This is a genomic window from Stagnimonas sp. FW305-C-60, assembly GCF_058782965.1.
The window spans coordinates 101,348-116,413 of the sequence record NZ_JBYSYF010000005.1 but is presented as its reverse complement, the minus strand read 5'-3'; the positions used below and the strand labels follow the sequence as shown (position 1 = coordinate 116,413).

Annotated in this window: 13 protein-coding genes and 2 tRNA genes; 14 read left to right on the top strand and 1 reads right to left on the bottom strand. The window is 66.4% G+C overall.

Annotation, left to right across the window (positions count from 1 at the left end):
- Window positions 1–32 precede the first annotated feature (32 nt).
- From uvrB to AC3WT6_RS14395, 12 genes are all read left to right on the top strand, one after another.
- Entirely contained in the window at window positions 33–2,117 is a 2,085-nt protein-coding gene (gene uvrB / locus AC3WT6_RS14450; RefSeq protein WP_492654302.1) for an excinuclease ABC subunit UvrB, read from the top strand.
- Between the two features lie 58 nt (window positions 2,118–2,175).
- Window positions 2,176–2,252: transfer RNA gene (locus AC3WT6_RS14445), tRNA-Val, on the top strand.
- Between the two features lie 115 nt (window positions 2,253–2,367).
- Window positions 2,368–3,597, top strand: a complete 1,230-nt coding sequence (locus AC3WT6_RS14440; RefSeq protein ID WP_492654301.1) for an EAL domain-containing protein — start codon at window positions 2,368–2,370, stop codon at window positions 3,595–3,597.
- 88 nt (window positions 3,598–3,685) lie between these two features.
- The gene (gene infC / locus AC3WT6_RS14435; RefSeq protein ID WP_492654384.1) at window positions 3,686–4,219 is read left to right on the top strand and encodes a translation initiation factor IF-3; all 534 of its coding nucleotides are present in this window, start codon (window positions 3,686–3,688) and stop codon (window positions 4,217–4,219) included.
- 175 nt (window positions 4,220–4,394) lie between these two features.
- Window positions 4,395–4,592 carry a 50S ribosomal protein L35 gene (gene rpmI / locus AC3WT6_RS14430; protein ID WP_492654300.1) on the top strand — a complete coding sequence of 66 codons (198 nt, stop codon included), beginning with the start codon at window positions 4,395–4,397 and terminating at the stop codon, window positions 4,590–4,592.
- Window positions 4,593–4,620: 28 nt separating this feature from the next.
- Window positions 4,621–4,980 carry a 50S ribosomal protein L20 gene (rplT, locus tag AC3WT6_RS14425; protein ID WP_123211547.1) on the top strand — a complete coding sequence of 120 codons (360 nt, stop codon included), beginning with the start codon at window positions 4,621–4,623 and terminating at the stop codon, window positions 4,978–4,980.
- 72 nt (window positions 4,981–5,052) lie between these two features.
- On the top strand, window positions 5,053–6,054 hold the full coding sequence (gene pheS, locus AC3WT6_RS14420) for a phenylalanine--tRNA ligase subunit alpha (protein WP_492654299.1): 1,002 nt from the start codon (window positions 5,053–5,055) through the stop codon (window positions 6,052–6,054).
- A gap of 9 nt (window positions 6,055–6,063) precedes the next feature.
- Window positions 6,064–8,439: a phenylalanine--tRNA ligase subunit beta gene (gene pheT, locus AC3WT6_RS14415; RefSeq protein ID WP_492654298.1), complete on the top strand. Its 2,376-nt coding sequence runs from the start codon at window positions 6,064–6,066 to the stop codon at window positions 8,437–8,439.
- A gap of 33 nt (window positions 8,440–8,472) precedes the next feature.
- Window positions 8,473–8,769: an integration host factor subunit alpha gene (locus tag AC3WT6_RS14410; RefSeq protein ID WP_492654297.1), complete on the top strand. Its 297-nt coding sequence runs from the start codon at window positions 8,473–8,475 to the stop codon at window positions 8,767–8,769.
- Window positions 8,753–9,181: a MerR family transcriptional regulator gene (locus AC3WT6_RS14405; RefSeq protein WP_492654296.1), complete on the top strand. Its 429-nt coding sequence runs from the start codon at window positions 8,753–8,755 to the stop codon at window positions 9,179–9,181. Before AC3WT6_RS14410 ends, AC3WT6_RS14405 begins: the two co-directional genes overlap by 17 nt.
- Before the next feature lie 46 nt (window positions 9,182–9,227).
- Window positions 9,228–9,304, top strand: a tRNA-Pro gene (locus AC3WT6_RS14400).
- 193 nt (window positions 9,305–9,497) lie between these two features.
- A complete protein-coding gene (locus AC3WT6_RS14395; protein WP_492654295.1) occupies window positions 9,498–10,187 on the top strand; it encodes a hypothetical protein in 690 nt (229 codons plus the stop codon).
- A 13-nt stretch (window positions 10,188–10,200) separates the two neighbouring features.
- Here AC3WT6_RS14395 and queF read toward each other — a convergent pair whose 3' ends face one another.
- Window positions 10,201–10,626 carry a preQ(1) synthase gene (queF, locus tag AC3WT6_RS14390; protein WP_492654294.1) on the bottom strand — a complete coding sequence of 142 codons (426 nt, stop codon included), beginning with the start codon at window positions 10,624–10,626 and terminating at the stop codon, window positions 10,201–10,203.
- A gap of 201 nt (window positions 10,627–10,827) precedes the next feature.
- On the opposite strand from queF, the gene smc reads away from it, so the two are divergent.
- Entirely contained in the window at window positions 10,828–14,343 is a 3,516-nt protein-coding gene (gene smc, locus AC3WT6_RS14385) for a chromosome segregation protein SMC (RefSeq protein WP_492654293.1), read from the top strand.
- On the top strand, window positions 14,340–15,032 hold the full coding sequence (locus AC3WT6_RS14380; RefSeq protein ID WP_492654292.1) for a cell division protein ZipA: 693 nt from the start codon (window positions 14,340–14,342) through the stop codon (window positions 15,030–15,032). Before smc ends, AC3WT6_RS14380 begins: the two co-directional genes overlap by 4 nt.
- Window positions 15,033–15,066: the final 34 nt, after the last annotated feature.

The following is a 15,066-nucleotide window of genomic DNA, read 5'->3' as shown; positions in this document are numbered from 1 at the left end:
ACTAGGCGGTCCGCTACTGTGGTGTGCTCCCCATGTCTGATCTGGTTGCTGAACCCGTCTCCGACAAGCTGGTCCGACTCGAGCGTCGCCAGGATCTGCAGTTCCAGATCAATCAGGAGTGGCCGCCGGCCGGTGACCAGCCGGCCGCCATCGCCAGCCTGGTACGTGGCCTCAACGACGGTCTGGCGCACCAGACCCTGCTGGGCGTGACCGGCTCGGGCAAGACCTACACCATCGCCAACGTCATCCAAGAGGTGCAGCGGCCCTGCCTGGTCATGGCGCCGAACAAGACCCTGGCGGCGCAGCTCTACGGCGAGTTCAAGGAGTTCTTCCCCAACAACGCGGTCGAGTACTTCGTCTCCTATTACGACTACTACCAGCCGGAAGCCTATGTGCCGTCCTCCGACACCTTCATCGAGAAGGATTCGGCGGTGAACGAGCACATCGAGCAGATGCGGCTGTCGGCGACCAAGGCGCTGATCGAGCGGCGCGATGCCATCATCATCGCCAGCGTCTCCGCCATCTACGGCCTGGGTGATCCCGAGAGCTATTTCAAGATGGTGCTGCACGTGGTCAAGGGCGACCGCATCAGCCAGCGCGACATCATCCTGCAGCTCACCGCCATGCAGTACACCCGCAACGAGACGGTGCTGGAGCGCGGGCAGTTCCGGGTGCGCGGCGAGGTCATCGACATCTTCGCGGCGGAATCCGACGACGAGGCGGTGCGCATCGAGCTGTTCGACGGCGAGGTCGACGGCATCGCCTACTTCGACCCGCTCACCGGCGCGGTGCTGCGCCGGGTGCCGCGGGTCAGCGTCTACGCCGGCAGCCACTACGTGACGCCGCGTGAGCGCACGCTGGGGATGATGGAAACCATCAAGACCGAGTTGCAGGAGCGCATCGCCTACTTCCGCTCGGTGAACAAGCTGGTGGAGGCGCAGCGCATCGAGCAGCGCACCCACTTCGACCTGGAGATGATCCAGGAGATCGGCTACTGCAAGGGCATCGAGAACTACAGCCGCTATCTGTCCGGCAAGAAGGCCGGCGAGCCGCCGCCCTGCTTGTTCGACTACCTGCCGCCGGATGCCCTGGTGGTGCTCGACGAGTCGCACGTGACCGTGCCGCAGATCGGCGGCATGTACAAGGGCGACCGGGCGCGCAAGGAGACCCTGGTCGAATACGGCTTTCGCCTGCCTTCGGCGCTGGACAACCGGCCGCTGAAGTTCGAGGAGTTCGAGCGCATCTGCCCGCAGACCATCTATGTCTCGGCGACACCCGGCCCCTACGAGCTGAAAAAATCGGACGGGCAGGTGGTCGAGCAGTTGGTACGGCCCACCGGCCTGGTCGATCCCCAGGTGGAGGTGCGGCCGGCGCTCAGCCAGGTCGACGACGTTCTGGGTGAGATTCGCCTGCGCGTGGAACTGCAGGAGCGGGTGCTGATCACCGTGCTGACCAAGCGCATGGCAGAGGATCTCACCGATTACCTCGACGAGCACGGGGTGAAGGTGCGCTATCTGCATTCCGACATCGACACCGTCGAGCGCGCCGAGATCATCCGCGACCTGCGCCTGGGCGTGTTCGACGTGCTGGTTGGCATCAACCTGCTGCGCGAGGGCCTGGATATCCCCGAGGTTTCCCTGGTGGCGATCCTCGACGCCGACAAGGAGGGCTTCCTGCGCTCCGAGCGCTCGCTGATCCAGACCATCGGCCGCGCGGCGCGCAACCTCAACGGCAGGGCCATCCTCTATGCCGATCAGATGACCGAGTCGATGAAGCGGGCCATCGGCGAGACCAACCGGCGCCGGGTAAAGCAGGTCGCCTTCAACCTCGCCAACGGCATCACGCCGCGCGGGGTCAAGAAAAAGGTGCAGGACGTCATGCGCCTGGGCTACGAAACCCTGCCGGAGGAGCGCCGCAAGGGCGGCGGCCGCGACCAGGCCAAGGCCATAGAGCCGCTACCGAACTACGAAGACCCGGCCAAGCTCGGGCGCGCCATCGTCCGCCTGGAGAAGGAGATGAAGCAGGCGGCGCTGAACCTGGAGTTCGAGAAGGCGGCCCGGCTGCGCGACCAGGTGCGCCAGCTGCGCGAGGCGGCACTGCGTTCGGCAGTGGTCTAGGGCCGATTTGCCGTTTGCGAGTCGGGACAGTATTCTTCGCGCCCTCGAACGAACTTTTGGGCGCGTAGCTCAGCTGGTTAGAGCACCACCTTGACATGGTGGGGGTCGTTGGTTCGAGTCCAATCGCGCCTACCAAAATACGAAAACCCCGCTACGGCGGGGTTCTTCGTTTCTGGTCTCCACTGCCTGGTTTGCCAGGCCTTCTCGGCCGATGCCATCATGCCGAAACAGGCGAGGGTAGGTGTGGCGGATGGAAGCTCCGCGCCGTCGGGAGTCAATCGAAGAGCGCTACTGCCGTCTGGTCGAGGCCGGCGAGGTGCTGTTCCGCCAGGGTGAGCATGGCGACTCCGCCTATGTGGTCGACGCCGGCAGCATCGAGATCTATTCCGAAACCGATGATGGCCGGCAGACCATCGCCCGGCTGAGCGAAAACGAGCTGTTCGGCGAGATGGCCCTGCTGGGCGACAGCCGACGCAGCGCCTCGGCGATGGCCCTGGAGCCGACCCGCTTGCTGGTGGTCACCGCCGAGCATCTGCGCGAACGCCTGGAAAGCGCCGACCCTTTGACCCGCCATCTGCTGCGGACGCTGGTGCTGCGCAGCCGCGAGCTGTTGCAACGCAACCGTCCTGGGCCGCTGCTGGTCAGCGCCACCGACCCGATTGAGGCCGAGCTCGCCGCCAATGACCGTCGCCTGGCCTTTGGCCGGGTGCGCATCGAGCGGGCGATGGAGCTGGCTCTGCAAAACCGCGAGTTTCAGCTCTACTTCCAGCCGGTGCTGCGGCTGCCAGACGGCGAGGTCGCCGGCTACGAGGCGCTGATCCGCTGGCTCAAGCCGGACGGTAGCCGGGTGCCGCCCGCGGAGTTCATCCCGGTGGCCGAGAGCTCGGACCTGATCTGGCCGATTGGCCGTTGGGTACTGGAGACCGCAGTCGACGGCCTGCTGCAGTTGGTCGCGGCCGGGGTCGCGGCCACGACTCCGGCGCCCTTGTTCATGAACGTCAATCTCTCTGCCAGGCAGTTGCACGATCCGCAGTTTCTGCCGGCGTTGGCGACCCAGGCGGCCCGTCTGCGGGGGCGGCATTGCCGGCTGAAGCTGGAGGTTACCGAGTCGCTGATGATCGGCAACGTGGCGCTGATGCAGGCGTTCATCATCCGTTGCCGCGAACTGGGGGTGCCGGTGGTGCTGGACGACTTCGGCACCGGCTATTGCTCGCTCTCCTACCTGCATCTGTTTGATGTGCAGGCGATGAAGCTGGACCGCTCCTTCGTGCGCGGTATCTCGGTGAGCCAGGCCAGCGAGAAGGTGGTGCGCGGCATTGTCGCCATGGCCCACGAGCTGGGTCTGGAGGTGGTGGCCGAGGGAGTAGAAACCGCCGATCAGGCGCAGCAAGCCAGCGAGCTGGGGGTCGATTTCGCGCAGGGCTACCATTTTGCGCGGCCCGCGCCCTTGGCGGATTTGTTGCCGCCGCAGGAGGTTTAGCCGCGCGCGGCGCGGGCCGCTTGTCTTGGGGCAGGCAGCTCGAATATCATCCGCGACCTTTATTTTTGGCCGCCCGTCCGGGTTTCGGCTGGAGGATTTAGTTATCTCGACAGAAAAGCAGGATCGTCGCAACGAGGAGATCAACGTACCGCGGGTACGCGTGATCGGCTCAGACGGTGCACAGATTGGTGTGATCCCCACCCGCGAAGCGATCGCCATGGCGGTCGCCGAGGGTTTGGAGTTGGTGGAAATCTCCCCCAACGCCGAGCCGCCAGTCTGCAAGATCATGGATTACGGCAAGTTCCTGTATCAGAAGGACAAGCAGCAACAGGCCGCGCGCAAGAAGCAGAAGCAGATCCAGATCAAGGAAATGAAGTTTCGCCCCGGTACCGAAGAGGCGGACTACAACACCAAGTTGCGGCAGATCAGAAGCTTTTTGGAAGAGGGTGACAAGGTCAAGATCAACCTGCGCTACAAGGGGCGCGAAATGGCCCACCAGGAGATCGGCCTGCAGATGATCGAACGCATCAAGTCCGATCTGATCGAGCTTGCGGTGGTCGAGCAGCACCCGAGGATGGAAGGTCGCCAAGCCGTGATGGTGATGGGGCCGAAGAAGAAGTAGGGCGGTTCCCCGCACGGCGGGGATCGGCCAGATGGGTCGGTTGCTCAGGCAAGCCGGCGCGGTTTTCAGCAGCACCCGAAGCCTTGCTGGATTTTTCAGCAAGCCCGGTCAGCTCCCGTTTTGATGTCGTGGGATGTGAAGCCGGTTAAAAAATGCAGACATCAGGAGCATCAAGATGCCGAAGTTGAAAACCAAGAAGGGCGCCGCCAAGCGCTTTTCGGCCACCGGCAAGGGTGGTTTCAAGCGTGGTCACGCGTTCAAGCGCCACATTCTCACCAAGATGTCGGGCAAGACCATTCGCCACCTGCGTGGCGAGACCCAGGTCCACGCCTCGGACGTGGCGGAAGTGAAGCAGATGCTTCCCTACGCCTAACGCCACCCCCATCTAAAGGAGAATCACCATGGCTCGTGTCAAGCGTGGCGTTACCGCCAAGGCCCGTCACAAGAAAATCCTCAACGCGGCGAAGGGCTATTACGGCGCCCGTTCGCGCGTCTTCCGCGTCGCCAAGCAGGCGGTCATCAAGGCCGGCCAGTACGCCTTCCGCGACCGCCGCGTCAAGAAGCGCGAGTTCCGCGCCCTCTGGGCCCAGCGCATCAATGCGGCTGCCCGCGAGAGCGGTCTGTCGTACAGCAAGTTCATCCACGGCCTGAAGCTGGCCGGGATCGAGCTGGACCGCAAGGTTCTGGCCGAACTGGCTGTCAGCGACAAGCCGGCGTTTGCGGGTCTGGTGGAGCAGGCCAAGGCCAAGCTCGCCGCCTGATCGCGCGACTAGCATCAAGCGGGGGAGCGGCAGGTCTGCCGTTCCCCCTTTTTGTTTGTGGACCTTAGCGAAATGAGCGACCCACTCCTCGAACTGCAAACCCAGGCGCAGGCGGACATCGCCGCCAGCGCCGACGCCCGCGCGCTGGAAGCGCTGCGGGTAGACCTGCTCGGCAAGAAAGGCCGGGTGACCGAGCTGCTCAAGAGTCTGGGGGCCATGGCGCCCGACGAGCGCAAGGCCTTTGGCGAGCGCGTCAACCGCCTGCGCGACGCGGTGAACCAGGCGCTGGACGCCCGCGGCCAGACGCTGGCCGAGGTGGAGCTGGCGCGCAAGCTCGCCTCGGAAACCCTGGACGTGACGCTGCCGGGTCGTGGTGAAGGGGTGGGGGGGCTGCACCCGATCAGCCGCACCATCGCCCGCATCTCGCGGCTGTTCAACGATCTCGGCTTCGAGACCGTCGAGGGCCCGGAGATCGAGGACGACTTCCACAATTTCCAGGCGCTGAACATCCCCGAAAGCCATCCGGCGCGGGCGATGCAGGACACCTTCTATCTCAAGAACGGCAGCCGTCTGCTGCGCACCCACACCAGCCCGGTGCAGGTGCGCACCATGCTGTCGCGCGCGCCGCCGATCCGCATCATCTGCCCGGGCCGCGTCTACCGCGTCGACTACGATCGCACTCACAGCCCGATGTTCCATCAGGTCGAGGGTCTGTACGTGGCCGAGAAGGTCAGCTTCGCCGACTTGAAGTACGACATCACCACCTTCCTGTCGCGCTTCTTCGAGCGCGAGGTCGAGGCCCTGTTCCGCCCCAGCTATTTCCCCTTCGTGGAGCCGGGCGCCGACGTGCACATCAAGTGGGACGATCCCGAGAAGGGGCCGCGCTGGCTGGAGGTGATGGGCTGCGGCATGGTCCACCCCAATGTGCTGAAGGCGGTGAACATCGACCCCGAGCGCTACACCGGCTATGCCTTCGGCATGGGCGTGGAGCGCATGGCCATGCTGCGCTACGGCGTCAGCGATCTGCGCGACTTCTTCCAGAACGACGTCCGCTTCCTCGAACAGTTCAAGTAGGAACCAGCCATGCAAGTCTCCGAACGCTGGCTGCGCGAATGGGCGAATCCGCCTGTTACCGCCGCCGAGCTCGCCCACAAGCTCAACCTCGCCGGCCTCGAATGCGAGGCAGCACCCCTGCTCGACGAGCGCGCCAGCGGCGTGGTGGTCGGGCGCATCCTCAGCGCCGAGCGTCACCCCCAGGCCGACCGCCTGCAGGTTTGCAGCGTCGATGTCGGTGATGGCACGCCGCGCCAGATCGTCTGCGGTGCGCCCAATGCCCGCGCCGGCCTGTGCGTGCCCTGCGCGCTGCCGGGCGCCAAGCTGCCGGGTGGCATGGAGATCAAGGACGCCAAGCTGCGCGGCGTCGCTTCCAGCGGCATGCTCTGCTCGGCCAAGGAACTGGCGCTGTCGGACAAGTCCGAAGGCCTGCTGGAGCTGGACGACAGCGCGGTGCCGGGCACGCCCATCGAGAGCTATCTGCAACTCGATGACGGTCTGCTGACCCTGGAGCTGACCCCGAACCGTGGTGACTGTCTGTCGGTGGCCGGTCTGGCGCGCGAGACGGCGGCTCTCTACGGACTCGACGTTCGCCGTCCGGCGGTGAGCGCGGCGGCGGTCAGCATCGAACAGACGCTGGCGGTGGCCATCGACAGCGCCGCCGACTGCACGGCCTACTCCGGGCGTGTCATCGTCGGCCTGAACCCGGCCGCGCGCACGCCGGACTGGATGCGCGAGAAGCTGCGCCGTTCCGGCATCCGCAGCATCCACCCGGTGGTGGACATCACCAACTACGTGCTGATCGAACTGGGCCAGCCGCTGCATGCCTTCGATCTCGCCAAGCTGTCCGGCCCGATCCGGGTGCGCCGCGCTCGTGCCGGCGAGACGCTCAAGCTGCTCAACGATGAAACCATCGAGCTGCGCGACGAGCTGCTGATCGCCAGTGGGGAAACGCCGGTGGCGCTGGCTGGCGTCATGGGTGGTGCCGAGTCCGGCGTGGGCGCGGGCACCACCGCGATCTTCTTCGAGTCGGCCGCCTTCACTCCGGCGGCGGTCGCGGGCGTGGCTCGCCGTCACAAGCTCAGTTCCGATGCCGCCTACCGCTTCGAGCGTGGCGTCGACCCAGTCCTGCATCGCGAGGCGCTGGAGCGCGCCACCGCGCTGACCCTGGCGATCTGCGGTGGGCAGGTCGGGCCCATCTGCTTCGCTGGCAGCGAGCGGCCGCTGCCGCAGGCCATCCGCCTGCGCCACGCGCGCCTGCTGGCGCTGCTCGGCTGCGAGGTGCCAGTGGCCGAGGTCGAAGGCCTGCTGCGCCGTCTCGGCATTGAGCTGACCGCCGCCGGGACGGGCGAGTGGTTGTGCACGCCGCCGAGCTGGCGCTTCGACCTTGCCATTGAGCAGGATCTGATCGAGGAAGTGGCGCGACTCCACGGCTACGAGAACATCCCGGTACGGCCCTATGCCGCCACGCTGTCGCCGGCCGCGCAGTCCGAGACCCGGCGTCCACCGACACGGGTGAAGGATGCCCTGGTGGCCCGTGGCTGGCAGGAAGCGGTCACCTACAGCTTCGTCGACGCCAAGTTGCAGGCGCGGCTGACGCCGGACTTCGTCGGCATACCGCTCGACAATCCGATCGCCGAGACCATGGGGGTGATGCGCACCAGTCTCTGGAGCGGCTTGATCGGCGCCTGGCTGCACAACCACCAGCGCCAGAACAAGCGCGCGCGCTTCTTCGAGCTGGCCTCCACCTTCGCCGAAAACGCCGAAGGCATCATCGAAACCCCGCGTCTGGCCGGTCTCGCCGCCGGCCCGGCGCTGGACGAGCAGTGGGGCCATACCGCTCGCGGCGTCGATTTCTACGACATCAAGGCCGACATCGAGGCGGTCTGTGCGGTGTTCGGCGGCGAGGCGGCGCGCTTCCGCTTCGAGGCCGGCAGCCATCCGGCCCTGCATCCAGGCCGCACCGCGCGGGTGCTGCGGGACGGCGTCGAGGTCGGCGTGTATGGCGAGCTGCACCCGGTGCTGACCCGCGAACTCGACCTGCCGGCTGCACCTCTGCTGTTTGAACTGGACTGGTCGCTACTCTCGCAGGCGACCGTTCCGGTCGCCCGGCCGGTGTCGGAGTTCCCGGCTTCGCGCCGCGACCTGGCGGTGGTGATCGATGAGGCCGTCCCTGCCCAGGCCCTGATCGACGCCGTGCGCCAAGCCGCCGGCCCTGGCCTCAGCGCCCTGAGGCTGTTCGACGTGTACCGTGGCCAGGGTTTGCGTGAAGGATCAAAGAGTGTCGCTTTGGGATTGATTTTCCAAGATTATTCCCGCACCCTAACTGTCGAGGATATCGATGCGGCCATTGCCAGGGTAACGTCGGCTTTGGCCCGCGACCTCGGCGCCGTGTTGAGGGAATAACGACATTTTTCGCAACTTTGGGAGCCGGTGGCGGTGACGTTGACGAAGGCGGAGCTGGCCGACGCTTTGTTCGAAGAGCTGGGTTTGAACAAGCGTGAAGCCAAGGAATTCGTGGATCTCTTCTTCGAGGAGATGCGCACGCGCCTGGAAGCTGGGGAGGAGGTCAAACTCTCCGGCTTTGGCAACTTCGAATTGCGTACCAAGAACCAGCGCCCCGGTCGCAATCCCAAGACCGGTCAGGAAATCCCGATCTCCGCTCGCCGCGTGGTCACTTTCCGTCCGGGTCAGAAGCTCCGCCTGAGGGTCAGCATCGATGAAACCGAAGGTTGAGCCGCTGCCGGTCGCGCAGACAGAGATTCCGCGCAAGCGCTATTTCGCCATTGGCGAGGTGAGCGAGATCTGTGGCATCAAGCCGCATGTGCTGCGTTACTGGGAGCAGGAGTTCCCCCAGCTCAAGCCGGTCAAGCGCCGTGGCAACCGTCGCTACTACCAGTTCGATGACGTCGAAATGGTGCGCCGCATCCGCAGCCTGCTCTACGAACAGGGTTTCACCATCGGCGGGGCCCGTCAGCGTCTGCGCGAGGCGCGCGCCGAGCGCATCGAGGCGGCGAGTCTGTCGTTGAATGGAGCGGCTCCGCCCAATCCGGCCAAGGCCGCGTCGTCCTCGCTGCCCAGCCGCAAAGAGAAGCTGCACGACATCCGCACCGAGCTTGAAGATTTGTTGAAGCGTTGGCCAGTCTAAAAGCTATCGGCTGAGCCACCACTTCGGCTACACTTGCGGTCTGGTTCGGCGCGTAGCGCAGCCTGGTAGCGCACTACCTTGGGGTGGTAGTGGTCGGAGGTTCAAATCCTCTCGCGCCGACCAACTTCATTCTCCCCCGCAACAAAGCCCGCTTCGGCGGGCTTTGTCGTTTCCGCCGTCTGTCGGCCTGATGCACGCGGCTGTTGGACATTATCTGTCCACCTTGTCTGAGGCGCCGATAGTTCCGCCATCAGGGTTACTCGGGCAATAGGCCGGGGCAACTCGCCAGGCGGCAGGTGCACCGGCGGAGGCAACCATGTCAAAGGAAGGTCGAGAGCGGCGGCGGAGAGGGCTGATCGGGGCCTTTCGGCGTGGCGCCTACGGACTGATGCTCTGGGTGAGCGGCCAGCAACTCGCCGCCGCCGGCCAGGAGCAGGAGCTGTTCGGCAATATTCCCTTGAACGTGAACCTGAGCATCGAAGCTCAGAAGGGGTATTCGGGCGACGCGCTCAGTGTTTACCGCATCGGCTTTTCGACCAATGACCCGCGGCTGAGCGGGGCCTTCAATCGTCTCGCCCGTCTGCTGCAACTGCGCAACCACGAGGTGGTCGAGCAGGTGCGCGATATCCGCAATGGCATCGGTGTCGACTTCGATCTGCCAGACGCCGGCAAGCTGCACTTCATGCTGCATCCGCGTGGCGACGAGATCGACCGCGGCGCCCGCTGGGTGCTGGGTGAAGGCGAGAACGAGAGCGCCGAGCCCTCCGAGCTCTGGTCGCTGGGTGCGGCGGTGGATCTGGTCAGCGTCGACCGCTTCGACGCCTCGTTCCAGATACGCGACCGCGAGCGTCGCCTGCAGGTGGCGCCACAGCTGATCATCGACGCCGACCGCCTGTTTGGCCTGCGTGGCAAGGCGGTCATCACCCTTCAGCAGGCCTGCTGGAAGAGCAGCACTGGCCAGCAGGACGAGCCGGTGCTGCAGATGCGCCTGAAGTGGCGTTTCTAGGGTCTGTTCGGGGCTAGTGGTTCTGATAGCCCTCCCACTTCGCCGGCGGTAGGCCGCTGGGGTCGGCGAAGGCCGGCGCGTAGCCGGGTTGGCGGTGCTCGACGGTGACGTGGGTATAGATGCCACCGCGCACGTACCAGTCGGCGGTCAGGCGCATGAACTTGGGCTGGGTGGCGGCCACCAGATCGTCCAGGATCTGGTTGGTCACCGCCTCGTGGAAGGCGCCTTCGTTGCGATAGCTCCACATGTACAGCTTCAGGGACTTCAGTTCCACGCAGAGTTCGCCCGGGATGTACTCCAGGTAGAAGGTCGCGAAGTCGGGCTGGCCGGTCTTCGGACACAGGCAGGTGAATTCCGGCATCCGCATGCGGATCAGGAAGTCGCGCGCCGGGTTCGGGTTGGGGAAGGTTTCCAGCGACTTCGACGGCTGAGTGGACATGGTCTGCGGAGGCAAGGCGGGGATGTTGGGTCGGCGTAGGGGGGCCGGACAGGGCGTGAATTATTGATGCGCCCCGGCAAACTTGAAAGCGCGGCAGGTCCGGCGGCAGCCGGCGGTTCGAGTGCGGCGGCCCGAATTAGTACACTAGACGCCCATCCGCCCATCTAGACCGCGCCCACGCGGCTCCAAGCCAAACCGTCAATGCGTCTTACCGCCATCAAGCTCGCGGGCTTCAAGTCTTTTGTCGATCCCACGGCACTGCCGCTGCCGTCGAATCTCACCGGCATTGTCGGCCCCAATGGCTGCGGCAAGTCCAACCTCATCGACGCGGTGCGCTGGGTGCTGGGCGAAACCAGCATCAAGAACCTGCGCGGCGCCGACTCCGAGGACGTGATCTTCAACGGCTCGAAGTCGCGCAAGCCGGTCGGCCGCGCCTCGGTGGAGCTGGTGTTCGACAACTCCGACCAGCAGATCGTCGGCCCCTACGCCGCCTACACCGATATCTCGGTGAAGCGCGAGCTGACCCGCGACGGCAACTCGCAGTACTACCTGAACGGCAAGAAGTGCCTGAAGCGCGACGTCACCGATCTCTTTCTCGGCACCGGCCTGGGCGGCAAGAACCAGTACGCGATCATCGAGCAGGGCATGGTCAGCCGCATGGTCGAGGCCAAGCCCGATGAGTTGCGCCAGTGGCTGGAAGAAGCGGCCGGCATCAGCAAGTACAAGGAGCGCCGGCGCGAAACCGAGTCGCGGATCAAGCAGACGCGGGAAAATCTCTCCCGGCTCAATGACTTGCGCAGCGAACTTGGGACCCGGCTGGAGGTTTTGGCCAAGCAGGCGTCCAACGCCGAGAAGTTCAAGGAATTCAAGGCACAGGAGCGACAACTTCGTGCCGAGATTCTGGTGCTGCGCCTGGCCGCCCTGGAGCAGCAGCGCAGCGCCACCCTGGCGCAGATCGCGGCCCAGGAGCAGGCCTTCGAGGCCGCCAAGCGGGCGGTGATCGAGAGCTACGCCGGCCGCCAGCAGGCCGAGGCGGCATTCAAGGCCGAGCAGGAGCTGCTCAACGGCGAGCAAGCCCAGGTCTACGAGGCCGAGGCGGCGCTGGCGCGCCACGAGCAGGCACTCAAGCACGCCCGCGAGCTGCAAAGCCTGAAGGCGCGCGAGCTGGAACAGCTCAGCCGCCAGCTCCTCGAACTGCAGCAGCGCGAACAGCGCGAGCAGCAGCGCCTGCTGTCGCTGAACGCCGACGTCGCCGCGCTGGAGCAGCAGGCGCAGGACGCCGAAACCGCCGAGGGCGAGGCCCTGGCGGCGGTCAGCAAGGCCGAGGCCGAGTCGCAGGCCGAGCAGCAGAAGTGGAACGAGCATCTGGCGCGCGCCGAGGCGCCGCTGACCCAGGTCGAGGCCGAGCGCGTGCGCGTGCAGCAGCTCGACCGCGCCCGCCTGATGCTGGACGAGCGGGTCAAGCGCCTGGCCGGCGAGCAGGCGACGCTGGACGCGGCGCCGATCCAGACCAGCCTGAGCGATTGCGATGCCGAGCTGGCGAGCCTGCAAACCGAGCTGGCCGAGGCTAGTGCCCGCCTGCAGCAGGTCGATCAGGAGCTGGCCAGCCAGCGCGACATCCGCGCCAACCTGGAAAAGAACCTGCACGAGGACCGCCAGACCTTGCAGTCGGCGCGCGGTCGCCTGGCCTCGCTGGAAACCCTGCAACAGGCCGCCCTGCGCCAGGACGACGCCGAGCTGAACCAGTGGCTGCGGGCGCAGAACCTCACCGAGGCGCCACGGCTGGCCTCGCAGCTGAGTGTCGAAGGCGGCTGGGAGGCGGCGGTGGAGCACGTGCTCGGCGGCCTCCTGCAAGCTCCGCTGACTCCGACCTACGCCGATGCTACCGGCGCGCCTAAGGCCGGCATCGCCCTGCTTGATGCCACGCCCGGCGTGCCGCCCGGCGATGCCGACCGCCTCTCGCACCACGTACGCGGGCCGGCGGCGGTGCTGGAGTTCCTGCACGGCGTGTTCGTCGCGCCGAGCACCGAAGCCGCGCGCGGGCGCGCCGAAACCCTGCTCGCCGGCGAGTCGGTGGTGACCCCGGACGGCGTCTGGCGCGGCCGTGGCTGGGTGCGTCACCCCAAGACCGGCGACGCCCAGAGCGGCGTGCTGGCGCGCGCCCAGTTGCTCAAGCAGCTCAAGACCCAGGTCGATGCCCTGGCCGCGAAGGTCGCCGAGCAGGAGCAGAGCCTGGGTGGCCTGCGCAACCAGGCGCAGAGCCTGGAGGCCGAGCGCCGCGAGCAGGCCGCGCGGGTCGAGCAGCGTCGTCAGCGGCAGTCGCAGCGTCAGGCCTTCCGGCAGGCGCAGGCGGTGCGCCTGGAGCAGGTGCTCAACCGGCAGAATCAGTTGAGCCAGGAATTGCAGGCCCTGCATGGCCAGCAGGAGCAGCAGAGCCAGGAGCTGGCCGCTTCCCGCGAGCAACTGGTGCAGTTGGAGGCCACCGCCGCCCGCCTGCGCCAGGAGCGCGTCGAATTGCAGCAGTCGCAGGCGCGCGCCCGCGACCAGGTCAACCGCGTGCGCGCCCTGCTCAACCAGGCGGCGCAGGCGCGCAATGCCGTGCAACTGCGCCTGGCCGGGCAGAAGAGCGCGGTCACCGCCCTGCAACAGGCTTTGCAGGACCTCGCCGCGCGGATCACCGCGCAGGCCGAGGCCAAGGCCGAGTACGAGGCCCAGGCCGGCGAGCTGGATGCGCCGGTCACCGAGACCGCGGGCGAAGTCGAAGCCGCCCGCACCCTGGTCGCGGCCAAGCGCGAACAGTTGCGTGGCGCCCGCGAGCGCCTGAGCGCCGCCGAGCGGGCGCTGGGGCAGGCGCAGGAGGCCGCGCGCACCGCCGAATTCGGCCAGGACGCGGCGCGCGACGCGCTACAGCAGTCGCGCCTGGAAGCCGAGGGCGATAAGGCCCGCGAGGCCTCGCTGCTGGAGCAGGTGACCGAGACCGGCTTCGAGCTGGAACCCCTGCGCGCCGGCCTGCCGGCCGACGCCGCCGCCGAGCCCTGGGAGGAAAAGCTGGCCTCGATGCTGCGCCGTATCGAACGCCTGGGCGCGATCAATCTGGCGGCGATTCAGGAGCTGGAAGAGGCGCAGACCCGCGCCACCTACCTCGACGAGCAGAACCAGGACCTCACCGGCGCGCTGGACACGCTGGAAGAGGCGATGCGCAAGATCGACGCCGAGACCCGCGATCTCTTCAAGCAGACCTTCGACACCGTCAACACCGTGTTCATGGACCGCTTCCCCAAGCTGTTCGGCGGCGGCGAGGCCTATCTGGAGCTGACCGGCGACAATCTGCTCGACACCGGCGTGCGGGTGATGGCGCGGCCGCCGGGCAAGCGCAACTCGACTATCCAGCTGCTGTCGGGTGGTGAGAAGGCGATGACCGCGGTGGCGCTGCTGCTGGCGCTGTTCCAGCTCAACCCGGCGCCGTTCTGCCTGATGGACGAGGTCGATGCGCCTCTGGACGACGCCAATGTCGGCCGGTTTTGCGAGATCGTCCGGGAAATGTCGCAAGGCGTTCAATTCATTATCATTACGCACAACAAGATCACCATGGAGCTGGCCAACCAGTTGCACGGCGTCACCATGCAGGAGCCGGGCGTGTCGCGCCTGGTGAGTGTGGACGTGGCGCAGGCAGTGGAATTGACCGGCTCCGAGTTGCCACAAGAGAACGCACGATGACGCCACTCCAGTGGGCGCTGTTGGTTGTGGGGTTGGGAGCCGCGATTGCGGTCTGGTGGGTGTCGCGTCGACGCGGCAGCGGACTGCGTGACTGGCAGCCGGGCGGCGGCGGCGAGCCTACGCTGGGGGTGCCGCGGCGTCCAGCCGATGCCCAGCTCGACATGTTCAACAGCACCGGCCAGTTTGATGAATTCGGCGTCGGCAAGCCGCGCAAGGTCGCGCCGCGTCTGGATGGCGCGCCCACCGCCTCGGAGGCCGCGAGCCGCCCGCCGGTGCAGCAGAAGATCGTCGCCCTGCTGATCGCCGAACGCGATGGCACCCACATCAACGGCCCGAAGATCCACGCCGCGCTCAAGGCCCAGGGCCTGGCCTTTGGCGACAAGCAGATCTACCACCACCTGGCCGGCGGCGAGCCGGTGTTCAGCGTCGCCAGCCTGCTCAAGCCTGGTTATCTCGACCCGGCCGAGGCGGCCGGCTTCAGCACGCCGGGACTGTCGATGTTCCTGGTGCTGCCGGGACCGCTGCCGCCGGTCACCGCCTTCCGCGAGATGTTGCAGACCGCCCATGCCCTGGCCCAGGCGCTCAATGCCGAGGTCTACGACATGCGCCGCAAGCCGCTGACGCCGGAGGCGCTGCTGAAGCTCGAACACGATGTCGAGCACTGGGCTCGCCAGCACCCCACGGCTTGAGCTTGTGAATAAATCTACTGCGCTGACCTGCTGC

Coding starts and splice junctions, on each gene's coding strand:
- pheS (WP_492654299.1), top strand. CDS start 5,053: ATGAGCGACCCACTCCTCGAACTGCAAACCCAGGCGCAGGCGGACATC.
- rpmI (WP_492654300.1), top strand. CDS start 4,395: ATGCCGAAGTTGAAAACCAAGAAGGGCGCCGCCAAGCGCTTTTCGGCC.
- rplT (WP_123211547.1), top strand. CDS start 4,621: ATGGCTCGTGTCAAGCGTGGCGTTACCGCCAAGGCCCGTCACAAGAAA.
- queF (WP_492654294.1), bottom strand. CDS start 10,626: ATGTCCACTCAGCCGTCGAAGTCGCTGGAAACCTTCCCCAACCCGAAC.
- AC3WT6_RS14395 (WP_492654295.1), top strand. CDS start 9,498: ATGTCAAAGGAAGGTCGAGAGCGGCGGCGGAGAGGGCTGATCGGGGCC.
- AC3WT6_RS14440 (WP_492654301.1), top strand. CDS start 2,368: ATGGAAGCTCCGCGCCGTCGGGAGTCAATCGAAGAGCGCTACTGCCGT.
- pheT (WP_492654298.1), top strand. CDS start 6,064: ATGCAAGTCTCCGAACGCTGGCTGCGCGAATGGGCGAATCCGCCTGTT.
- AC3WT6_RS14380 (WP_492654292.1), top strand. CDS start 14,340: ATGACGCCACTCCAGTGGGCGCTGTTGGTTGTGGGGTTGGGAGCCGCG.
- AC3WT6_RS14405 (WP_492654296.1), top strand. CDS start 8,753: ATGAAACCGAAGGTTGAGCCGCTGCCGGTCGCGCAGACAGAGATTCCG.
- uvrB (WP_492654302.1), top strand. CDS start 33: ATGTCTGATCTGGTTGCTGAACCCGTCTCCGACAAGCTGGTCCGACTC.
- smc (WP_492654293.1), top strand. CDS start 10,828: ATGCGTCTTACCGCCATCAAGCTCGCGGGCTTCAAGTCTTTTGTCGAT.